Source organism: Paraburkholderia sp. GAS348, assembly GCF_050434205.1.
In the GTDB taxonomy this organism is placed as follows: domain Bacteria; phylum Pseudomonadota; class Gammaproteobacteria; order Burkholderiales; family Burkholderiaceae; genus Paraburkholderia.
Window position 1 is genome coordinate 1 of the sequence record NZ_JBNPVT010000026.1, and the last position, 22,559, is coordinate 22,559.

At 62.0% G+C, this 22,559-nt stretch carries 18 protein-coding genes and 1 riboswitch; of the genes, 12 read left to right on the forward strand and 6 right to left on the reverse strand.

What is annotated here, in order from left to right; all coding sequences use genetic code 11:
- The first annotated feature begins 461 nt into the window (after nucleotides 1–461).
- From P3T22_RS28650 to P3T22_RS28675, 6 genes are all read left to right on the forward strand, one after another.
- Nucleotides 462–872: a GreA/GreB family elongation factor gene (locus P3T22_RS28650; RefSeq protein WP_063496688.1), complete on the forward strand. Its 411-nt coding sequence runs from the start codon at nucleotides 462–464 to the stop codon at nucleotides 870–872.
- Between the two features lie 154 nt (nucleotides 873–1,026).
- Nucleotides 1,027–1,145, forward strand: a riboswitch (TPP riboswitch).
- 276 nt (nucleotides 1,146–1,421) lie between these two features.
- The gene (thiC, locus tag P3T22_RS28655; protein WP_429326782.1) at nucleotides 1,422–3,353 is read left to right on the forward strand and encodes a phosphomethylpyrimidine synthase ThiC; all 1,932 of its coding nucleotides are present in this window, start codon (nucleotides 1,422–1,424) and stop codon (nucleotides 3,351–3,353) included.
- 282 nt (nucleotides 3,354–3,635) lie between these two features.
- The gene (locus P3T22_RS28660; RefSeq protein WP_429326783.1) at nucleotides 3,636–3,848 is read left to right on the forward strand and encodes a glycine zipper 2TM domain-containing protein; all 213 of its coding nucleotides are present in this window, start codon (nucleotides 3,636–3,638) and stop codon (nucleotides 3,846–3,848) included.
- A gap of 241 nt (nucleotides 3,849–4,089) precedes the next feature.
- A complete protein-coding gene (locus P3T22_RS28665) occupies nucleotides 4,090–4,614 on the forward strand; it encodes a hypothetical protein (RefSeq protein ID WP_429326784.1) in 525 nt (174 codons plus the stop codon).
- Nucleotides 4,615–5,034: 420 nt separating this feature from the next.
- Entirely contained in the window at nucleotides 5,035–6,633 is a 1,599-nt protein-coding gene (locus P3T22_RS28670) for an L-lactate permease (RefSeq protein WP_429326785.1), read from the forward strand.
- A gap of 382 nt (nucleotides 6,634–7,015) precedes the next feature.
- Nucleotides 7,016–7,942 carry a DMT family transporter gene (locus tag P3T22_RS28675; protein WP_063498011.1) on the forward strand — a complete coding sequence of 309 codons (927 nt, stop codon included), beginning with the start codon at nucleotides 7,016–7,018 and terminating at the stop codon, nucleotides 7,940–7,942.
- Nucleotides 7,943–8,796: 854 nt separating this feature from the next.
- Here P3T22_RS28675 and bamC read toward each other — a convergent pair.
- Nucleotides 8,797–10,029, reverse strand: coding sequence for an outer membrane protein assembly factor BamC (gene bamC / locus P3T22_RS28680; RefSeq protein ID WP_063496694.1), 1,233 nt, complete (start codon nucleotides 10,027–10,029; stop codon nucleotides 8,797–8,799).
- A 458-nt stretch (nucleotides 10,030–10,487) separates the two neighbouring features.
- Here bamC and P3T22_RS28685 point away from each other — a divergent pair, with 458 nt between their 5' ends.
- The 3 genes from P3T22_RS28685 (at nucleotide 10,488) to P3T22_RS28695 (ending at nucleotide 14,438) form a co-directional block, all read left to right on the forward strand.
- Entirely contained in the window at nucleotides 10,488–10,952 is a 465-nt protein-coding gene (locus P3T22_RS28685; RefSeq protein ID WP_082855081.1) for a DUF2844 domain-containing protein, read from the forward strand.
- A gap of 66 nt (nucleotides 10,953–11,018) precedes the next feature.
- A complete protein-coding gene (locus tag P3T22_RS28690) occupies nucleotides 11,019–12,299 on the forward strand; it encodes a DUF3443 domain-containing protein (protein WP_063496696.1) in 1,281 nt (426 codons plus the stop codon).
- Between the two features lie 267 nt (nucleotides 12,300–12,566).
- Nucleotides 12,567–14,438 (forward strand): glycosyl transferase family 1, encoded by a 1,872-nt coding sequence (locus P3T22_RS28695; protein WP_429326786.1) that lies wholly within the window; start codon nucleotides 12,567–12,569, stop codon nucleotides 14,436–14,438.
- Between the two features lie 97 nt (nucleotides 14,439–14,535).
- On the opposite strand, the gene P3T22_RS28700 is transcribed toward P3T22_RS28695, so the two are convergent.
- Nucleotides 14,536–15,162: a hypothetical protein gene (locus P3T22_RS28700; protein ID WP_429326787.1), complete on the reverse strand. Its 627-nt coding sequence runs from the start codon at nucleotides 15,160–15,162 to the stop codon at nucleotides 14,536–14,538.
- A 316-nt stretch (nucleotides 15,163–15,478) separates the two neighbouring features.
- On the opposite strand from P3T22_RS28700, the gene P3T22_RS28705 reads away from it, so the two are divergent.
- From P3T22_RS28705 to leuA, 3 genes are all read left to right on the forward strand, one after another.
- Nucleotides 15,479–16,114 carry a cadmium resistance transporter gene (locus tag P3T22_RS28705; protein ID WP_429326788.1) on the forward strand — a complete coding sequence of 212 codons (636 nt, stop codon included), beginning with the start codon at nucleotides 15,479–15,481 and terminating at the stop codon, nucleotides 16,112–16,114.
- Between the two features lie 165 nt (nucleotides 16,115–16,279).
- On the forward strand, nucleotides 16,280–17,158 hold the full coding sequence (locus P3T22_RS28710) for a class I SAM-dependent methyltransferase (RefSeq protein WP_429326789.1): 879 nt from the start codon (nucleotides 16,280–16,282) through the stop codon (nucleotides 17,156–17,158).
- A 321-nt stretch (nucleotides 17,159–17,479) separates the two neighbouring features.
- Nucleotides 17,480–19,198, forward strand: a complete 1,719-nt coding sequence (gene leuA / locus P3T22_RS28715; protein ID WP_063498012.1) for a 2-isopropylmalate synthase — start codon at nucleotides 17,480–17,482, stop codon at nucleotides 19,196–19,198.
- 222 nt (nucleotides 19,199–19,420) lie between these two features.
- Here the strand turns inward: leuA and P3T22_RS28720 are convergent, their stop codons facing one another.
- The 4 genes from P3T22_RS28720 to P3T22_RS28735 all read right to left on the reverse strand — a co-directional run bounded on the left by P3T22_RS28720 (nucleotide 19,421) and on the right by P3T22_RS28735 (nucleotide 22,541).
- Nucleotides 19,421–20,194, reverse strand: a complete 774-nt coding sequence (locus P3T22_RS28720; protein WP_429326790.1) for an amino acid ABC transporter ATP-binding protein — start codon at nucleotides 20,192–20,194, stop codon at nucleotides 19,421–19,423.
- Nucleotides 20,194–20,871, reverse strand: coding sequence for an amino acid ABC transporter permease (locus P3T22_RS28725; RefSeq protein ID WP_063496702.1), 678 nt, complete (start codon nucleotides 20,869–20,871; stop codon nucleotides 20,194–20,196). Before P3T22_RS28725 ends, P3T22_RS28720 begins: the two co-directional genes overlap by 1 nt.
- A 22-nt stretch (nucleotides 20,872–20,893) precedes the next feature.
- A complete protein-coding gene (locus tag P3T22_RS28730; RefSeq protein ID WP_429326791.1) occupies nucleotides 20,894–21,676 on the reverse strand; it encodes an amino acid ABC transporter substrate-binding protein in 783 nt (260 codons plus the stop codon).
- 376 nt (nucleotides 21,677–22,052) lie between these two features.
- Nucleotides 22,053–22,541: a hypothetical protein gene (locus P3T22_RS28735; RefSeq protein ID WP_063496704.1), complete on the reverse strand. Its 489-nt coding sequence runs from the start codon at nucleotides 22,539–22,541 to the stop codon at nucleotides 22,053–22,055.
- Nucleotides 22,542–22,559: the final 18 nt, after the last annotated feature.

Consider the following 22,559-nt stretch of genomic DNA (forward strand, 5'->3'; position numbering starts at 1 on the left):
ATCGCATCCGCTGCCAAAAATCATGAACACGATATCCATAACGCCCGTCCCTCAAACCCCGTTTACACGGGATCCAAATTCAACAGCCTGCTAGGGTCTCGACCGTTCCATGAACGATTAAGGAGACACCCGGGCCGTGCTAACATTCACCTTTCGATTGCGTCGGTCAAGCTTTCTGTCCGGCGCGCCCCCAACACCTTCCGTTATCTGCCGGCTACCCCGATGCGCTTTCCGTTCTCCCGTGCCCTCACCCGCTTGCGCCCCCGCCGCGCAACCGGTTGCGCACGCGCGGACATTGCCCCGCCTCACGCCGGCCAACCGTCCCGAACGCTCCCGCTTCTCGCCGCCCGGCGCCCGATCTGACGTTGCTCCTTCCTTTGCCGGAGCCGCGTCGTCGGGCTCCGGGCCGATCTCATCCGCACGCAGTCCCCTTACATGCAGATCGAAATGGAGAACCCATCATGAAAAAGACGAAACCCTGTTACCTCACCGAACTCGACGTCGCCCGTCTTGAAAAGCACGCAGCCGCGCCCGGCGCCGACGCCAAATTGCAAGACATGCTCGACGACGTCCTCGAACGCGCTGTGATCGTCGAATCGCGCGACATCCCGGCGAATATCGTCACGATGAATTCGCAAGCCACCCTGGTCGACGAAACCAGCGGCGAGCAGATGACCTGGATCGTTGTCTATCCGCCCAACGCGGACTTCGCGCACGGCCGCCTGAACGTGTTTTCGCCGGTCGGCCTTGCGCTGCTCGGCGCCAAACGCGGCGAACGCATTCGCTTCACACCGCCGAGCGGCACGGAAAAAGTGCTGAAGCTCGAAAAGATCCTGTTCCAGCCCGAAGCCGCCGACGATTTCACGCTGTAAGCGCAGCACATTCGCGACGCGGAACTGCTGCGCCGCACCATCCCCGGCAGCCCTATCACAATAAGAATAGTGCGTAGCTGACGGGCGTTATCTCCGACATCTGACTTTTTCAAGACGGGTTGCCAAGCACCGCCCGGGCGGTGTATCGTGTGCGCTGCTAACGCGGGGGTCCTGCGTCGCACGGAGGTCGGAGGTCCGTGTTGCGTGGGTGAGAAATACCCTTTGAACCTGATCTGGATAATGCCAGCGCAGGGAAGCGTACGGATTTCGCACCTGACCTACTGTTTCATCCCTCGCGAATCCGCCAACTTCCGTCTCGTCTCCTGCTTAGCGGCCCCACACATGGGACCGGAGTGCGTGCTTTGCATGGGACCGGAGTAAGTGCTTTGCATGGGGCTAGAGTAAGCGCTAAAGCGCCAACTCTAGCCGACAGCTGAAGTGCTAACTCCTGTCGACAGCTAAGGCACCCACTCTCGTCGACCGCAACAAGTTGCATGGGACCGGAGTAAGGCGCTAACGCGCCAACTCCGGTCGACAGAGGAGATCCGCATGAACGCCAACCCGAAGTTCCTTTCCGCCGACGCCCACGTCGATGCCGCCGCTGTCGCGCCGCTGCCGAATTCCCGCAAGGTCTACGTGACTGGCTCGCGCCCCGATATTCGCGTGCCGATGCGCGAAATATCCCAGGCGGATACGCCGGATAGCTTCGGCGGCGAGAAGAATCCGCCGGTCTATGTCTACGATACATCGGGACCGTACTCCGATCCGGAAGCCAAAATCGACATCCGCGCCGGTCTGCCCGCGCTGCGTCAAGCCTGGATCGAAGAGCGCGGCGACACCGAAGCGCTGACGGGCCTGTCGAGCGACTTCAGCCGCGAACGCGCCGCCGATACCGCCACCGCCGATCTGCGCTTCCAGGGCCTGCACCGCACGCCGCGCCGCGCGATCGCCGGCAAGAACGTCTCGCAGATGCACTACGCGCGTCGCGGCATCATCACGCCGGAAATGGAATACATCGCGATTCGCGAGAACCAGCAACGCGCCGCGTATCTGGAAAGCCTGAAGACGAGCGGTCCGAACGGCGAAAAACTCGCCGCGATGATGGGCCGCCAGCATCCGGGCCAGGCATTCGGTGCGAGCGCTTTCGGTCCGGACGGTCTGAAGGAAATCACCGCGGAATTCGTGCGCGAAGAAGTCGCCCGCGGCCGCGCGATCATCCCGAACAACATCAACCACCCGGAAAGCGAGCCGATGATCATCGGCCGAAATTTCCTCGTGAAGGTGAACGCGAACATCGGCAACTCGGCGGTGACCTCCTCCATCGGCGAAGAAGTCGACAAGATGACGTGGGCGATCCGCTGGGGCGGCGACACGGTGATGGATCTGTCCACCGGCAAGCACATTCACGAAACGCGCGAATGGATCATCCGCAATTCGCCGGTGCCGATCGGCACGGTGCCGATCTATCAGGCGCTCGAAAAGGTCAACGGCAAGGCGGAAGACCTGACGTGGGAAATCTTCCGCGACACGCTGATCGAACAGGCGGAGCAAGGCGTCGACTACTTCACGATTCACGCGGGCGTGCGTCTGCAATACGTGCCGCTGACGGCCAGGCGCATGACCGGTATCGTCTCGCGCGGCGGCTCGATCATGGCGAAGTGGTGCCTGGCTCACCACAAGGAAAGCTTCCTGTACGAGCACTTCGAGGACATCTGCGAAATCATGAAGGCGTATGACGTAGCCTTCTCGCTTGGCGACGGCCTGCGTCCCGGCTCGATCTACGATGCCAACGACGAAGCACAACTCGGCGAGTTGAAGACGCTCGGCGAACTCACGCAGATCGCGTGGAAGCATGACGTGCAGACGATGATCGAAGGTCCGGGCCACGTGCCGATGCAGCTGATCAAGGAAAACATGGACCTGCAGCTGGAATGGTGTGACGAAGCACCGTTCTACACGCTGGGACCGTTGACGACCGATATCGCTCCGGGCTACGACCACATCACGTCGGGCATTGGCGCGGCGATGATCGGCTGGTTCGGCACGGCAATGCTCTGCTACGTCACGCCGAAGGAACACCTGGGCCTGCCGAACAAGGACGACGTCAAGACCGGCATCATCACGTACAAGCTCGCCGCGCACGCCGCCGATCTGGCGAAGGGCCATCCGGGCGCGCAGGTGCGTGACAATGCGTTGTCGAAGGCGCGTTTCGAATTCCGTTGGGAAGACCAGTTCAATCTCGGTCTCGATCCGGACAAGGCACGCGAATTCCACGACGAAACGCTGCCGAAGGACTCGGCCAAGGTCGCGCACTTCTGTTCAATGTGCGGCCCGCACTTCTGCTCGATGAAAATCACCCAGGACGTGCGCGAATTCGCCGCCCAACAAGGCGTCTCCGACGACGAAGCGCTGAAGAAAGGCATGGAAGTGAAGTCGATCGAGTTCATGAAGAAAGGCGCTGAGATTTATCAGCGGCAGTAAGGGTCGGAAACGTGGGCGCATGAGTACGCGCCCGCTGTTCGAGCCTTTCGCATCACGGCATAGCAGCACCGAAGCCCGCCACTGGCGGGCTTTCGCGTTTCTGCGCGGGCGGGCACGCTGCATGCTCGCTGAAAGGAAACATTTGATTACGAAACCGACAGTCTGCTGACAAGCTCACACATCTGGATACGGGCTGCGGCGCTAAGATCAAATGCAAGGACGGGTGGTGATCTGTCCATTTCCACACAACCATTTCCAGACACAATGAACGGAGTCAGCATCATGAAATCGATTCGTCAACTCGGTACGCTCGCGGTGATCGTCGCGGTTGTCGCCAGTCTTTCCGCGTGTGACGGCATGACCACGCGGCAACGCGATACGGCAATCGGCGCGGGCGTGGGCGGCGCCGCAGGCGCGGTGCTCGGCGGCAATGCACTGTCGACGATTGGTGGTGCGGCGGCAGGCGGCATCATCGGTAACCAGGTCGGCAAGTAAACGCTGGCGACACGTCCCTTGGGAAGGTGGTGCAATAGGCCAACCGTCTCAACGATGAACAACGAAGATGCCCGCGCTGACGAGCGTGCGGGCAAAACAAAGGCGACCGGCGCCATGCCGGTTGCTTCGCAATGACGTGAAATAAGCCGTTACGGTTTTGCAATCCTGCCGGCGCGACAGGGGCGTAAGCTCAAGACATTACGCCCCGGATGGCGGCGTCCGATGTAAACAGGAGCGCGTCATGAAGTCCCGCGTCATCAACTCTCTCTGCACAATCAGCCGGCGCTTGCCGCCCGGCTTGCCCCGTCTTTCCCACACTGGCATCGCGCTTGCCGGCGCAGCCTGCGTGCTAACGCTATCCGGCTGCTATTACCCTTACGGCTACTACCCAGGCTACTACCCGTATTACGCATACGGCACTGTCCCGGCCAATGGCGTGCAGCAGGATGGTGCCGTCGGGACTGCCGGCGATCCGGCCACCGCGCAACAACAGCAGGCTCAAGCGGCGCAGCACGCGCAGGCCGATTCACAATCCCAGCCGCCAACCTATGCGGTCGCTCAGCCGCCACTGCCCGTGTATGCTGCTCCTGCCTATCCCGCTTATCCCGCCTACTATCCGCCGCCGGTCTACCCGGCCTACCCTGCTTATTACGGCTACCCCGGCTGGTACGGGCCGTCGGTCTCGATCGGCTTCGGCTATTGGGGGGGCGGCCACGGCGGTTGGGGGGGCCATGGCGGTTGGGGGGGCCACGGTCACTGGCACTGAACCTCACAGCTGAACCCCACAGCTGAATCTCGCTGACCTGCTTTGACGGGTCCAGTGCCTGCGGCTAACCGGGCACTGGACCGACCTATGCCGCACAACGTGCACTCCCCGTGTGTTGCCCAAAAATCGGCATGCCCGCCAGCACGCGCCAGTACACGCCGGACTGGCCTCGCGCGCATCATGCCGCGGCGATTTCGGCACGCAAGGCGCGGCGTCTCATTCTCTCCTTTGCCCGTACTTTCCCTTCTTGACGCGCCCCAACCGCGACTTATGCTTGGGAAAGCCACACGCAGTATCCGTTTAATTAAGCGACCCGGCGCGTCCTGCACGCGCCGCCGGCGCCCAGCCGTCCTGCCAGAGCGACGCGCCCCGCGTAGTGCGTAGTCCCGCGTCGAATCAAACAACAACTAAGGAGACGTGATGTTTCACCAACTACTCACTCCCGTCGGCAATTCGCTATTGCCGTCGTTTCTCGTCGCCGCCTTGCCGATCATTGTCGTGTTGCTGTTGCTCGGCTGGGCGCGCCGGCCGGCCTGGCAGGCGTCGCTCGCAGGCCTGATTGTCGGGCTGATCGTGGCGATCTTCGTTTGGCAGTTCCCTGTCGGACTCGCGGCCGCTTCGGTGGCCAACGGCGCGGTGTTCGCCTGCTGGCCGGTGATGTGGATCGTGTTCACTGCGATTCTGCTCTACAACATCTCACAACGCTCGGGCCGCTTCGCAGCCTTCCGCATGTGGATGATCGATAACCTGCCGAACGACCGTCGCGTCGTGCTGGTCGTGATCGGTTTTTCTTTCGGTGCACTATTCGAAGGGATTTCCGGCTTCGGCACGCCAGTCGCAATCACCAGTTCGCTGTTGATCCTGCTCGGTTTCCCCACGCTCGAAGCGCTCACCTTTACGCTGATCTTCAATACCGCGCCGGTCGCGTTCGGCGCGCTGGGCGTACCGATCACGGTGCTCGGCGCGGTCACGCACCTGCCGGCCGACTCGCTCGCCAAAATGGTCGGACGGCAGTTGCCGTTTTTCGCCTTGCTGCTGCCGTTCTACGTGATCGGCGTATATGCGGGCTTTCGTAACATGTTGCGCGTGTGGCCGGTGCTGCTGGTGTCGGGCGCGAGCTTCGCGCTGACCCAGTTCGTCACGGCGAACTACGTCAACTACAGCTTGACCGACGTGTTGTCGTCGCTGGTCTCGCTGATCCTGACGATCGCGTTCCTGCGTGTCTGGAAGCCCGTCGCCGATCCAAAGTTCGCGATCAACATCGATCGCGTGGGCGAGGTGCGCGGCACGATCAGCGGCGGCCAGGGCTGGTATCCGTGGATCATCGTCTCGGCGGTGGTGATCGTCTGGACCATCGCCAAAATCTTCCTGATCGGCGACGTCAAGCTACCGTGGCCGGGCCTCGACAAGGCCGTGTTCATCACCCTGTACAACACGCCGTACGGCGCGGTGTGGGACTTCCAGCCGCTCGCCACCGGCACGGCGATTCTGGTGGCCGCCATCATCACGTCGTTCGTGACAGGTCTGGGGGTGCGCGAATTTGGCAAGGCTATTGCCGACACGTGGGTCCAGACGCGCATCGCCATTCTGACGGTGGCGACCATCGTCGCACTCGCCTATCTGATGAACTATTCGGGGCTCACCTACACGCTCGGGCTCGGCGCCGCGTCGGTCGGACCGTTCTTCCCGCTGGTGTCGGCGTTCCTCGGCTGGGTCGCGGTGTTCCTGTCAGGCAGCGACACCTCGGGCAACGCGCTATTCGGCAACCTGCAGGTGGTGGCGGCCCATCAGTTGAATCTGAACCCGATCCTGATGGCGGCGACCAATTCGTCGGGCGGCGTGATGGGCAAGATGATCTCGCCGCAGAACATCTCGACCGGCGTGGCGACGACCGACCTCAAAGGCAAGGAAGGCGTGGTGTTCGCCAAGACCTTCAAGCATTCGATTCTGTTGACGGTGATCCTCGGCGTGCTGGTGTGGCTGCAGCAAAACTTCCTGCAAGGGATGATTCCGCACTAAGGTGTGCTTTGCCCGTCGGCGTAGCTGCGTGCGCTTGCCAATGCCTTGAAGCGGCGGAGCGCGCGATGGGTCCGGTCAGCCAGTTGACCTCGGCATGGGTGGATCGGCTGGTGCGCTGCCGCAAAATAATTCACGCTCTGCAGGCGCACACCCCACCAGGCCCGCAATTGCATCCTCATCGCGCCAATCTCATCGCAATTTTTCTCACATAAGCGTGAGAATTGCTCGTTTTGCAGCCGGCTCGACTGCGCTTACGATGACGGCTGGCAGACGCCCTTCATCTCCCGAATCTTGCCGTTTCATTCCAGCCTGAAACGTTTCGCGCGATCGCGCTGCTACGATGCGCATGCGTCTCGACTCAACCGCGCGCGGCGCCATCAAAATGAATGCCAAAAACCTGCTCCAGTTGCTGATCCTGGCCGCCCTATGGGGCGCTTCGTTCCTGTTTATCCGCGTCGGCGTGACCGACTTCGGCGTTGCGCCGCTGATGGCGTTGCGTGTCGGCATCGGCGCAGTCTTCCTCGCCATCGTGCTGATCGCGCGGCGGCCGTGGCGCCAGTCCGCAACGATCCTGCGCACGCGTGCCTTCCCACTCCTCGTGGTCGGCATTCTGAATTCGGCGGCGCCGTTCTGCCTGTTCGCGTATGCCGAGCTGACGCTGTCGGCGGGCGTGACGTCCGTGATCAATGCGACCACGCCGCTGTGGGGCGGACTCGTCGGCTTTCTATGGCTGCGCGACCGCCTGAGCGCGCTGCGCACGGTCGGTCTCGTGATCGGCTTCCTCGGCGTCCTGATGCTGGTGTGGGACCAGATCGCCGCACCGAACGGGTCAGCCGCCACGCCGCTGTCCACCGCGCTCGCGGCGGCTGCCGCGCTCGGCGCCACGCTGCTGTACGGCATCGCCGCCAATTACACGAAGCGCCACTTGACCGGCGTGGACGCCTTGACCGTCGCGACCGGCACGATGATCGGCGCCACCATCGTGCTGCTGCCGCTCGCCGCCATCTACTGGCCGGCTGCGCCGATCTCGCTGCACGCCTGGGGCGCGGTCATCGCGCTGGGTGTTGCGTGTACCGGCGTGGCCTACATGCTGTTCTTCCATCTGATCGCGGTGGTCGGGCCGGCACGCGCGATTACGGTGACCTTCGTGATTCCGATCTTCGGCATTCTGTGGGGTGCGCTGTTTCTCGGCGAAACTGTGTCGCCGGGCATGCTGGAAGGCTGCGGCGTGATTCTCGTCGGCACCGCGCTTGCCACCGGCGCGATCAAACGTCTGCCGTGGGTCGGACCGCGCCGCGCCGACACCTGAAAACCGCGTCGCGCGACGCCTCCTTCAGCGTCGCCGCTTTCCCGTCCTGCACCGCTCACGGCCTCGGCGGCCTGGCAACCCATTCCGAGAACCCCAAAAAATAGCCCGCACTCCATTGGAGTGCGGGCGAAACCGTCGCCCTACGAGGATAGGCGACGGGGCCACCGAGACCGCGCGCCACGCGCGCAGGCCATCATCGGGCTAAGCACCGGCTCGGCCGCCGGTGCTGAAAGGGTCTGGGAATCGCCGATTTGAAACTCGCCGCAAACTCACGTCGGATGTTACGAATCTGGCCCCATGAGTCTTTAAAAGCAGCTTGTGTGCCAGCTATGCGACTACACTAGAAATTATTCGTAAGCCCTTGATTTTTATTGTCATTTTTTGCAACGAAAGCATGTTGACAGGATTGGCGAAAGGGGATTTGCGAGTTACGTCACCGGGGTAACGTCACGTTACATGCGGCCGCACAGTGGCGGCCGCGCCGTCCCGCTTCATGCGTTTGAAGCGAATCAAACATCAAGGCGCCGGCCATTTCGTGCGTTGCGAAGCCGGCTGCCTGACTCGCAGACCCGTTGGCCGGCGCGGCTCGCGTGGCGCCAAGGCGGCACCGCATATGAGCGCCAGGACGAGCAAGCTCGCCGCCCACATCCAGTAAGGAATCACGTCGAACATAGCCATCTCCCGTTGAGCGCCGGTTCATACCGGTGTTTCAGACGGTAAGCAAAACACATGCGCGCCATGACGGCTGCGTAACGGCTTGCGGCGCCGGGGAAAAAAGTGGACATAAAAAAACCCGCCCGGACTGCATGCCGGGCGGGTTTTCAGACAGCGTTCGCTGCTTGCTACAGCTTCGTTCAGTGCAACTGGTCGACCATCAGACTCATGATCTGCCTGGCCTGTGGGCTCTGATCGATAGCGCCCTTGTCGTCGACCACGGCGACACGGGTCTGGTCAGGCGTCACCGCGCGGACGTTCACGAGATACTGCTTGGCGACCTTTTCCTTCTTGCCGTGGAACACCTGGCTCCAGAAGCCCTGCTCCGCCGACGTCAGATCCTTCGGATCGACGTAGCGCACGAAGTACAAACCGCGGCTTGCGTCGCGATCGTCAACGGTGAAGTTGCTGCGGTCCAGCGCAAGACCCACACGCAGCCACGCGCGGTCATACGGCTCGCCGAGCGTCAGCTCGGTGGACGAGAACTGTGCCGGCGTGTTGTTCGCCGCGTCATCCGACATGGGCGCTTGCGCCGACAGTGCGACGTTTTGCGCCGCCGTGGCCGCAGCCGCCGACTTCGCACCCGCCGTAGCCGCGTTCGGCGCCGCTTGCGCACCCGCCGGCGAAAGCTCGGCGCTTTGCGTATCGCTCGACTTCGTGCGCGAATCGGCCAGCGCCAGCGCTGCCATCAGCCGCTTCAGGTATTCCTGTTCGAGACCCGGATCGTTCGCCTTGGGTTCCCACTTGGTGGAATCGTTGTTCGTGCCGGTAATCGCCTCGCGCATGCCCTTCTGGCTGATGAACACATAGGTGCCGCCGTTCGGCGCCGTTTCGAGACGCGTGCGATACTTGTTGCGCTCGGAACTCACATAGCTGTTGCCCATTGCCTTGGACAGCGTGTCGCGGATCAGGCCCTCGTTGATCTGCGCGTGCGTTTCGTTCCAGTCCGTTTCCATCACGCCCTTGTCGCGCTGGTCGACCACCAGCAGGAAACCCTGTTCCTGCCAGAAACGGCGGATTTGCGCCCATGCCTGGTCGGGTGCCTTGTCGTCGATCACGAGCCAGCTTTCCTTGCCGTCGCGCTGGATGTGCATGCCGCTCACCGGCGGCACCACCGTCAGGGTATTGGCGACCGGTGCTTGCGCCTGGACCTGCTGGAGCGTGGACAGCGAGGTTTCGCCGCCTTGCGGGGGCAACGAACGCTGATCGGCCGTCTCATCGATCATGTTCGGCGGGATGGCAAGTGACACTTGCTTCGACTTTGAGTCGCTTCTGTAGTCGATTTTGGTCGGCGACGAGGTGCCGCAGCCGGCGACCAGACCGCCTGCCATCAGCATTACTGCAAACCGCTTGGTAAGACGAAGATCAGTCATGTTCGGGGAATCCTTCCGCTACGCCACGGCAAGTTTCCGTGGATCAACCCAACATTTTACCGGTCCCGGCGAGACATGTGCAAAAACCGGGGCTTGCCCATGAATTGAGCAGTTCACTGCGCGCAAAACACGCACTGCGGCGAATGGCCTGGATACCGGCAAAGCGCTGCGCGGTGCGAGCCTCCCGTTGCAGAAAAACGTCTCGCCTGGTGGCGGCGATCCTCTCCCGCAGTCGCAGATTTAACAATTCACAACACTTCCCAAGAGTCTGCAAGGCATCCCCTACCTCATTGTCAGATCATTGTTTTAAAAGGCACTTTCCACCCTCGTCGCACGCTATTTTCGAGATTGGCTGACGCGCCGTGCGCCGTTCCTGGCAACGATCAGGAAACCTGAGTGTTATCTTGAATTGGACATCTCAATAAAACTTGAGCGTTTCAATAGCGAGACAGGTTGCCATGCCAAATCCTTCTTTTTCGCCGGCCCTCGCCGTCCCAGCCATGGTGGCTGCCCTGCTGTGTGTCAGCACCGACGGGCATGCCGAATTGGGCGGCACGATGCCCAGCCAGGCGGATTCGGCGCTCGCGCCGCCCCAAACCCTGCTGAACGGCGCCTTACGCCTGCGCACGCTGACCGATGCGGGCAATACCACCATCAACGAGTACGCAACCAATACCGGCCAGATCATCGCTTACACGTGGCAAGGCCCGACCATGCCGGATCTGCGCGCGCTGCTGGGACCGTACGCCGACTCTTACCGGACGGGCGCCGCAGCGTCGGCGCCGGACGGCAATCTGCATGCGTCGCGGGTGGTTCGCCCGGACGTGATCGTCGAATCCGGCGGTCCGATGCGCGGCTATGCAGGACGCGCGTGGCTGCCAGCAGCCTTGCCGCCCGGCGTCACGACCGGCGATTTCCGCTGAATTTCCGCCGACACCGCGCGCACGCCATCAAAAAAACAACTCGACGATCCGAATGCCGGCAAACTCATGAAGACCCCTTCCCATCTCCACGCCCTGCTCCTCCTCAGCGCGGCACTCGCCGGTTGCGGCGGCGGCAGCGGCGGCACCGCCGCCTCGTCACAGGCAGGGGCGGCGAGCCCGGCCAGCAGTCCGGGCGCAGCGAACTCGCCAGGCAACAGCGCACCATCCGGGAGCGGCGTCTCCAGCACAGCCACGTCCGTGCCGCAATCGAGCACCCCGAACGTCCAGCCCATTGCGGTCAACACCGCACCGGGTCTGACGCGCAACATGCTGACGACCAGCGTCACCGTCTGCCAGCCCGGCACCAGCAACTGCGCGACGATCGACAATATTCAGGTCGACACCGGCTCGCACGGCCTGCGGATTCTCGCGTCGGCGCTGCCGGCCAGCCTTTCGCTCGCGGCGGTGAACTCGGGCAGCGGGGTGGCTGGCGAGTGCGCGGTTTTCGGCGGCGGGTATGCGTGGGGCGCGGTGCGTAGCGCGGACGTGCGGATGGCCGGCCAACTGGCCGCCTCACTTCCGATCCAGCTGATCGCCGACCCCACGCTGCCCAATGTGCCGGCCGACTGCGCCGGCTCCGGCCCGTCGATGCTAACCGTCGCGACCTTGAGGGCCAACGGCATTCTCGGCGTCGGCCTGTTCGCAGCCGACTGCGGCAGTGGTTGCGTCAATACCGCTTTGCCCCGCTGGTATTACCGCTGCGACGCCAGTGGCGCCTGCCTCGCGAGCACGCAAGCGCTCGCGCAACAGGTCACCAATCCAGTCAGCCGATTCGCGCTCGACAACAACGGCGTGGTGATCGACCTGCCGGCCATCGCCGATGCGGGCGCGGCCAGCGTGTCAGGCTCGCTGATCTTCGGCATCGGCACCCAGGCGAACAACACGCTCGGCGGCGCGAGCGTGGTCAAGGCGAATGCGCAGACGGGCTATGTTGTCACCAGCAGCGCTGGCCAGACATATGCAACGAGCTACGTGGACAGCGGTTCAAACGGTCTGTTCTTCAGCAGCAGCCAATTCCCGCAATGCGGCTTCTGGTACTGTCCGAGCTCGACGCAAACAGCGAGCGCCTCGATCGTGGGTACCGATGGCGCGTCGAACACCGTGTCGTTTGCGATCGGCAATTCGCGCGCGTTGTTCGCGTCGTCGAATAATGCGTTCAACAATCTTGCCGGCATCGCCAGCAACAGCTTCGGCTGGGGCCTGCCGTTCTTTTTCGGACGGCGGGTCTATACGGCGATCGCGTCGCGCGCCACCTCGGCCGGGCCGGGTCCGTATTACGCGTTCTGAGCGCTCAATGTCGGGGGGGTCGCCTTGGCGCAAGACAGCGGCGTCAGGCGGGTTCGATTGAGCGCCTGAGCAGGTTTCCCCTGCCATGGGTCAAACTCCCGTGCCAAAACAGAAAAAATCCTACAAGCCGATCGGATTTTACCGCGCGGAAAATTCCCAAATTCTCATCCCCAGCTTATTTGATACACCCTGACTGCAATAATCGTCGTTTCCGGCTAGCGTCATCTCGTTATCGTTAGTCCTGCATATCTAACAATAGTCAAAACGATGGAAGTCACCTTTTCACTCGACCATTTCGAGCAACTCGTCTACACGCGGCAGCATGCACAAGCTTCAATCCAGCTCATCGCCGCGCTCGCACTCCTTCAACAAACGCGCGGCGAATTGAACGCGAGCTTCAAAGCCTCGGGCATGACCGACCTGTCTCCCGAAGAACAACGCCAGCGTTTCTGCACGCGCCTGACAAGCGCCGTGTCGACCTTGTTCGCCGACCCGGATTTCCGGCCACCCACCGAGTGCTACAGACTGTTTCTCACCCTGCACGAGTGGATCGGCGCACTATTTTCGGCCACGGCGTCCGGCAATGCGGACCACATCGCCCGTTACCTGAATCCCCGCGGCCCGGAAGATGCCCAGTTTCTGCCGGGTGACAGCTTCGTCGAGAAGCTATGCGTGCTCTATTCGACCGAGTCCGAACTGGAACTCGACTTCGCGGCGCTCTGGGCGTACGACAAAACCATCGCAGCCTGTCTCGCCCTCGTTTTGCTGGCACCCGTCTTCAAAGGCTCGCCGAGCGCGCACCTCAAGCGTGAGGCGCTGCTGGAATGGCTACCCGGCAAGCTGCAGCAGATCGACGACCTCGACGATCTGCCCTCGACCGTGCTGCACAACGCCTATATGTTCTGCAGCTATGCCGATACGCCGCGCCGGCATGCGATCAAGCAGGACATCAATGTGCTGGTGCGCCGCAAGCTCGCGCAACTCGGCCTGACCGACCTGCCCGCGCCAAAGCGCGTGCCTGCCAAAGGCAAACCGCGGCGCGGCAAGAAGCCCCTGATGGTGGTCGTGCTGGAGTGGTTCAGCGGCGCCCATTCGATCTACCGCACGCACTCGCGTACGCTCGAAGCCGCGCGCGAGCACTTCGAGGTGGTGGGCTTCGGCTTCGGTTACGCTCTCGACGAAGTGGGACGGAACGTCTTCGACCGCTTCATCGAACTGGAGCAGCCGGACTACATCGGCGAGTGCCTGAAGACGATTCGCGAGTTTGCCGAGGCCGAACAACCGGACGTGTTGTACATGCCGAGCGTCGGCATGTTCGTGCTGACGGTGTTCATGTCCAACCTGCGCATCGCGCCGTTGCAGATCGCGGCGCTCGGCCATCCCGCCACCACGCATTCCGACAGGATCGACTACGTCAGCGTCGAGGAGGATTATGTCGGCGACCCGGCCTGCTTCAGCGAACAACTCATGAAGCTGCCGAAAGACGGGCAACCGTACCGCCCGTCCGTTGCGCTGCCGGACATCGTCGCGCAGATTCCGTCGCCGCGCGAGACGCTGCAGATCATCATTACCGCCAGCGCGATGAAGCTCAATCCCGGCTTTCTCGATGCATGCCGCGCAATCGGCGCGCGTGCCGCGACACCCGTGGAGTTTCACTTTATGAGCGGTGCGCCATCCGGTCTGCCGTTCGACCGTCTGCGTGAGGTCATCGCGCGAGCGGTGCCGGGCGCCGTCGTGCACGACTTTCACGACTACGCGGCGTATCTGGCGCGCGTCAATCAATCCGACCTGTTCCTCAGCCCGTTTCCGTTCGGCAACACCAACGGTATTGTCGATGCATTGACGCTCGGCTTGCCCGGCGTATGCAAACGCGGACCGGAAGTGTTCGAGCGGATCGACGGCGCGCTGTTCGAGCGCGTGGGCATGCCGTCGTGGACCACCACGGACAGCCTTGAGGCGTATATCACTGCGGCTGTGCGCATGATCGACCAGCACGACGAGCGCACGGCGCTGCGGCAGCGCCTGATCGATACGCAGGCGGTCCAGCGCTGCTTCGAAGGGCGGCCGCAGGCGTTCGGCGAATGCGTGCTTGAACTGATGCACCAAAACAAAAGCCGCCTCGCGAATGGGGCGGCTTGAGATTCGTCTGGCGCTAGCCGGATCATGCCGTGTTCGTTGAGCACGGCATGAGGTACTCGTGGCGTCAGCCGCGCGGCAACAGGCGCAACCGAAATTGCTACTCGGTGGCTTCGTTGTCGTGACCAGGCGGCGTGGCAAGCTTTGCCGGCGCCAACCAGCTGAATACACTCAGCGCCGAGCCGTGGAACGTGCACTCGGCGGCAGCCGCCGTGCGGGTCTTCTTCGGCTTGGCCGATTTAAGCGAGGCTGCGTCAGCCCCCGACGCAGCGAGGCTCGCCGAAGCGGCCGTAGCACCCGAAGCCGGGGCAGCCGTCACGCCGGAGGTAGCCGCAGCGTCCGAAGCCGAGGCAGCCGTCACGCCGGGGGTAGCCGCAGCGTCCGAAGCCGAGGCCGCCGCCGACACTGCGGACGCCGCGCGCACGCCCGAGGCCGGGCGTGGCGCATTCGCCACCTGCGCCGCGGAAGCGGCCGCGGACGCCGCCGAAGCAGCCGCAACCTCCGACGCCGTCGTCACATGCTCGATCGATCCTTCGACGACCACCCGCGAACCGTCGATACCGGCGCCCGTATGAGCGATCTTCAGCGTATCCGCCGACGACGTTTCAGCCAGCTTGCTTCGCATCAACTGCTCGCATGCATCCGAGTTCTTATAGACGGCCGTGCAGGCCGCCAGCAGCGTGGCGGCAATCGTGACGCAGGCGATAGAGAGAATCCGAATCTTCATTGATGTTCCGTTTTTCAAGCCGTCGGCAATTGTAGCTTACAGGCTGCCGGATCGGCATCGCGCGGGCCACAAGGACAGGGATGCGGACAGGACAGGACAGCATGACACCGCTCTGCACGTGAAGCGGATAAACCCACATACTGAACCGCAGAACGCACGCATCGCACAGGCTCAAGAGACGGCTTGACCGCGACGCCTTGCATCGGCATCGTGTTGACCGGCCGCCATGCCTCCAGCGCGCTGCCAGCCTCTTCGGCTGGACCTGCTTCACGGGTGCAGATCCGTTTTCCCATTGTGCATTAACCGGCTTTCCCGCATGTTCAGCCTTGCCCTGCTCGCCGTTGCGGCTTACGCCGCCACCAATATCGACAACCTTTTCGTGCTGCTCGCCTTCCTTGCGGAAGCGGGCGGTCAGCGGCATCGCGTGATCGCCGGGCAGTTTGCCGGTTCGCTGGCCCTGATCGTGGGGGCGATACTGCTCGCCGCCTTGTTGACGCGCTTACCCACCGGCTATGTCGGCCTGCTCGGCATTTTGCCGATCGGGGTGGGTCTGGGCAAAGCGTGGACGCGCTTTCGCCCAGGCAACGCCGATCGGGAGAAACAGGGGCCGGCCGCGGCGCGCTCGAGTGTACCGTCCCCACCGGCTACGGCCGGCGCAGGCTCGTCATGGTGGACAGTCGCGTGTGTGGCGGTCGCCAACGGCTCGGACAATCTCGCCGTCTACGTACCCTTGTACGCGGGCCATTCGCACAGCGAGAGTGTGTTCATCTCGCTGGTGTTCGTCGCGATGATCGGCCTCTGGTGCGCGGGCGCGGTATGGCTGGTGGAGCATCCGTTGCTGGGCGCGCCGATGCGGCGTTACGGCACCGCATTGCTGCCGCTGATCCTGCTGGTCATCGGCGTCTCTGTGATCGTGCAGAACGATACGTTGCGGATCGTGTTCGGTCTCTGAGCCAGACGTGGGGCCGGCGATCCGGTCGCCGGGTCATGGGCGGCGTGTGGGTGGTCGCGCCGAAGCCTGAAAGCTTGAACCGAAGCCCCCACGACATGGCAAATACCGCCGGTGCATATCGTTATGCCGATTGGCGATTTCTTTCCAGACGGATCGCGCCCGATAATGGATGCCATGAACACCCACCCCACTCCCCAAGCCCGCGCGCTGCGTTTCACGCTCGCGGCACTGAGCGCGGCGCTGCTGCTCGCCGCCTGCGCCGCCCCGACGGCGTCGACCTCCTCCGCGGCGGCTGATTCAGCCTCGCTCGACGCCGCAATTTCCGGGCCGCAGCGCAGCGACAAGAACCGCACACGCGACGTCTACCGCCATCCGAAAGCAACGCTGCAATTCTTCGGCGTGACGTCGTCGCAAACCGTGCTGGAGATCGCGCCCGGTGGCGGCTGGTACACGGAGATACTCGCGCCCTATCTGCACGACCACGGAAAACTGTACGAGGCGCAATACGACAGCCCGGACGCCGCATCGGCAGCAGAGGAGCAGACTGGCCGGGCGTCATTCGCGCGCAAGCTGGCGGCCACGCCGGCCATCTACGGCAATGTGGTGGTCGGCACGCTGCGAGCGGGCCGGTTCAGCGGCTTTCCGGCCGATGGCAGCGTCGACCAGGTGCTGACTTTCCGCAATATCCACAACTGGATCAAGGACGGCGAGATCGACGCGAACCTGCGCGCCTTCTACGCGGCACTTAAGCCGGGCGGGATTCTCGGTGTCGAGGAACATCGCGCGGCGCCGGGCACCTCCCTGCAACAGACCATCGACACCGGCTATGTGACCGAAGCCTATGTCATCGAACACGCGCGCGCGGCCGGTTTCGAATTGGCTGGCCAAAGCGAGGCGAACAGCAATCCCCGCGACACGAAAAATTATCCGAACGGCGTGTGGTCGCTGCCGCCCACATATGAAGGCCACGACGTCGATCGGGCGAAATACGCGGCGATCGGCGAATCGGATCGCATGACATTGCGTTTCGTGAAACCCAGGTGACTGGCATGACCGGCTCGGGTCCCAGCGCGCCCCGGCAGCGATAAGCCCCACCGGTCGGCGCGTCCTTCACTGCGCCGCGCTTGACGCGGTCCCAATAATATGTTCCCATTGCGCACCATGTACCGCGCCCAGACCATCCTATCGCTACTACTAGCCCGCTCTACCGGGCTAGGTCTGCTGCTGCGCGCTTCCATCTGAAACACCCGAAGCACCGCTCAATTCCCCAGTAACTGACCCAGCCCCGGTTTCCGACCGGCGGCCATGCTTTGTTTTTTCGTCGTCCGGTCGACACCAGGTTGATCGATCCCAAGGATGATGAAAATGTTGAAGAACCCTGCTACCAAGTATCGCTCGTTCAAGCCGATCAACTTGACGGACCGCCAGTGGCCGTCGCGCACCATCACGCGCGCGCCGATCTGGATGAGTACCGACCTGCGTGACGGTAACCAGTCGCTGTTCGAACCGATGAACGCCGAGCGCAAGATGCGCATGTTCAAGACGCTGGTGCAAATTGGCTTCAAGGAAATCGAAGTCGCGTTTCCGTCCGCCTCGCAGACCGACTTCAATTTCGTGCGCGAGCTGATCGAAGGCGGCCATATCCCTGACGACGTCACCATCGAAGTGTTGACGCAAGCCCGCGACGATCTGATCGAACGCACTTTCGAATCCTTGCGTGGCGTGCCGCGCGCCATCGTCCACCTGTACAACGCCACCGCGCCGGAATTCCGCCGCATCGTGTTCGGACTCGAAAAAAGCGGCGTCAAGGAACTCGCGCAAAACGCCGCGCGTACGATGAAGCGTCTCGTCGATGCCACACCGGAAACGCAGTTCACGCTGCAATACAGCCCGGAAGTGTTCAGCGGCACCGAACTCGAATTCGCCAAGGAAGTATGCGACGCCGTGTTCGATATCTGGCAACCGACGCCCGAGCACAAAGCGATCGTCAACTTGCCCGCTACCGTGGAAATGGCTACGCCGAATGTCTACGCCGACCAGATCGAATGGATGCATCGCAATCTCGCGCGTCGCGATTCGTTGATCATTTCGGTGCATCCGCATAACGATCGGGGCACCGCGGTGGCGGCCGCGGAACTGGCGGTGATGGCGGGTGCGGATCGTATCGAAGGGTGTTTGTTCGGCAATGGTGAACGTACCGGCAATGTCGATCTCGTGACGCTCGCGTTGAATCTGTACACGCAGGGTGTCGATCCTGAGCTCGACTTTTCGAATATCAATGAAGTCGCGCGAACCGCCGAGGAATGCACGCAGTTACCGGTGCATCCGCGTCATCCGTATGTTGGCGATCTGGTGTTTACCGCGTTCTCCGGCTCGCATCAGGATGCGATCAAGAAAGGCTTTGCTGTGCAGAAACCGGATGCGGTCTGGGAGGTGCCTTATATGCCGATTGATCCGAGCGATCTTGGGCGGACTTATGATTCGGTGATTCGCGTGAATAGTCAGTCTGGTAAGGGTGGGATTGCTTATTTGCTCGAGCAGGGTTACGGGGTGGTGTTGCCGCGGCGCTTGCAGGTCGATTTTAGCTCCGCCGTGCAACGTTATACCGATGACAGCGGGCAAGAAGTGACGCCTTCGCAGATCTGGGAATTGTTCCAGCAGGAGTATGTGCACAGTGCTGCGCCGATTCATTATGTTGGACATAGTTTGTCTGAGCGCGACGGGCGTGAACATATCAAGCTCACTGTCGATATTCATGGCTCGCGGCGCGTCTTGAGCGGGGAAGGGAATGGGCCGCTTGATGCGTTGATGCATGCGATTGGGGCGCCTGTGCGGATTCAGCACTATGAAGAGCGGGCGCTGACTCAAGGCGCCGATGCTCGCGCTGTTGCTGTGGCTGAGATGGCCGGGGCCGATGTGGTTGGAAGTGCGTTTGGGGTTGGGATTGATGCCAATCTGGTGACGGCTTCTATTCGGGCTGTGATTAGTGGGGTTAATCGGGCTTACGCACGGGCTAATGCCGCTGCGCGGGAACGGTTTTTTGAGGTGGCGTTGAGTGATGACGCGGAGCGTGTGGCGATTTGAGGTTTTTGGGGGTTCTTGATCTGGAATTCGGCGCATGTGACAAAGGCGTCATACCTCCCGACTCGCACTTCGTGCTCGCCGGAAGAGTCCGCTAGCAAACCAGTGGTCTATTGTTTGTCTATCGTTAATTTTTTTGAGGGGCGCTTCGGCGCCCCTCTTCTTTTTTGCTGCGCCACTGGCTGTCGACAGACTGGCTTTCTTCCCGTCTTGTCCTCTCTCAGGTCAGCTCCGCTCCGTCCATGCGTCCGGCAAGCTATGCGTAAGCGTCGACACGAAGCGCTCTGTCTCCGGTTCGCGCGGATTCATGAAAATGTCGCGCGATGGGCCCGCCTCCACCACCACGCCGTTATTCAGAAATACCACGTCTCGCGCAATCGTCGCGGCAAGACGCAAATCATGGGTCGCCATCAACATCGTCATGCCTTCCGTGGCGAGCTGCTTGAGTACGTCCACCACCTCCGCAGCCAGTCCGGGATCCAGTGCCGAGGTGGGCTCGTCGCATAACAAGACTTCCGGCGACGGTGCCAGCGCCCGCGCGATTGCTACGCGCTGCTGCTGGCCGCCGGAAAGCGTCGAGGGCCATGCGTCCGCTTTGTGCGCGATGCCGACTTTCTCAAGCAATTCGTCCGCACGTATGCGCGCTCTCTCCTTGTCCCACTTCAGTACGGTCAGCAATCCTTCCATGACGTTCTGGCGCACCGTCAGGTGCGGAAACAACTGAAAATTCTGGAACACCATGCCGGTGCGGCGGCGTATCGTCAGCACCGCCTCGCGCGATGGCTTGTGGTCACGGCTGAATTCGAGGCGCTGGTCACCAACTTCAAGTGATCCGGCCTCCGGGATTTCCAGCAGGTTCACGCAACGCAAAAGCGTACTCTTGCCACTGCCGGATGGGCCAATCAGCGCGGTGACATTGCCCGGCGCGAGTTGCAGGTCCACTGAATTCAGCACCCGATTCTCGCCGAAGTGCTTGTCGATTTTTTCCAGTCGAATCATCAGTTGCTCGCCTGAAAAAGTGCGTGGCGGCCGAACTTGCGCTCGAGCCGGACTTGCGCCGACGACAATACCGAACTGAACACGAGATAAACCAGTGCCGCCTCGGTGTACAGAATCAACGGTTCATAGGTCACCGACGCGATTCGCTGCGCCGCCTGAAACACCTCAGGCACCGTCAGTACCGCGGCGAGCGATGTGTCCTTCACCAACGCGATGAACGAGTTCGACAGCGGCGGCAGCGCCACGCGCGCCGCTTGCGGCAGAATCGCGCGGCGCAGCGCCTGCTCACGCGTCATGCCCATCGAGTACGCCGCTTCCCACTGCCCCTTCGGAATCGACTCGATCACGCCGCGTATCACTTCCGAGTTATACGCACCGACATTCAGCGAAAAACCAATGATCGCCGCCGTCAACGGATCGAGCACGATGCCCACGTTCGGTAGTCCGTAGAAAATCACGAACAGTTGCACCAGTAAGGGCGAGCCGCGAAACAGCCATACGTAGAAGCGCACGCACGCTACCGCCCAGCGCGGCCCGAATAGCCGGACCAGCGCGACGATAAACGCCACGACAATCCCAATGCCAAACGATGCCAATGTGAGCGGCACGGTAAAGACGAGCCCCGCATACAGCAGGGGCCATAGCGACTGCGCCATCAGATGCAACCATGCCGGCATGATTCAGACTCGCACGTGACGCTTATTGGGAAACGTCTTTACCGAAGTACTTCTGCGAGATCTTCAAATACGTGCCGTCTTTCCTGATGTCGGCGAGGGCCTTGTTGATCGCCGCCTGCAACTCGGGGTTGCCCTTGCGGATCAGCACCGCGGACTTGTCGCTGCTGTCCGCCGCCGTATCGAGCGCGGCGATCTTTACCTTCGCATCCGGCTTGTGCTTCTTGAAGTCGAGGAACGACAGCGAATCGTTGACGGTCGCGTCGACGCGGCCCGAGGTCAACAGGTCGACCGATTCGTTGAAGCCCTGCACGGGAATCACCTCCGCGCCATGCGCAGCCGCGATCTTGCCGAAGTTGCTGGTCAGCGTATTCGCCGACTTCTTGCCCTTCAGGTCGTCGAACGTCCTGATCGTGGTGTTGTCCGAACGCACAATCAGCGCCGCATGCGACGTGATGTACGGGTCCGAGAAATCGTATTTCGCTTTGCGCGCGTCGGTAACAGCGACTTCATTGATCACCGCGTCGTAGCGGTTCACATCGAGACCGGCAATCAAACCGTCCCATTTACCTTCGACGAATTGCGGCTTGACGCCCAGGCGTTGCGCGATCGCCGTGCCGAGCTCGACGTCGAAGCCGGTCAGCTTGCCGGATTCGTCATGGTACGTGAACGGTGCGTAGGTGCCTTCGGTGCCGATCTTGAGCACGCCCGCGGACTTGATCTGCGCGAGCTCGTCAGCAGCGAAGGCCGGGCTCATGGTCACCGCTTGCAGCAGCGCGATCAGCAGAATGGAACGAATCGACTTCATCAGGTGACTCCGTAATGTTTGCTACGTCAGTTTGCAACGTCGGTGGCTGGATCTTGTATTCCATGGTGTCCGCCGGCCCGGATGGACCAGGCGAAGTGGGCGGACTGTAGCAAAAGGCCTGCGTTTTTACAAAGGATCAGGTTTCCGATCCATATGCGCCTGCGTGCTAAGCGGACAGCAAGAATATCTGGTGCAACGTCGGATTTAACTTTACAGCAGATAGGAGAAGGTAGCATGCATGGCAACACGGAACGCTTGTCCGACGCCATCGGGGAAAACGCGGGAGGGAGTGGAACGATGCGCGGCGATGATGAGCAAGCCCAATGAAAGCAACTGCCCAATTCACCGCCGCGTGAACAACGAAGGTGTCGTGCAACTAGTGCGGCTCGTTCTCGATGTACATGACCGGTAAATCGAACCGCGCGGTGGGAAAGGCTTCCGCGAGTCGTTGCTGAAGCGCCGGCAGATCGGAGAACCGTTTCACCCGCACCACGGTGATGCCTCTGCCCGCATACAATCTTACGGCGGCATCGGCCGCCAGTTCCGCGATCTTCTTTTGCACCGCCGATGCGTTGGGCTCGATCACGACCATTTCATTGGCACTGACGCCGATGAGGTTGTCCGTTGTGCGCGCAACCAGTGTCGATTGGCTGGCGTCGGTCGAAAGCGGGTGTTGGCCGCCTTGAGGCAAAGGCCGGACCGAAACCGCCCCGATCCGCACAGGCGCCTCATATTGCATTTGCTGGACGACATTCGCCGGCGCTATCCGGCCGGGCGTCAAATCGGTAGCGTCCTGAGCGTGAGCCGTGAGCGCATGCCCGATAAACACGAAACCTGCTAATACAACAGTGTGTTGTGTCTTCATCTCAGCTTCTCGATCACA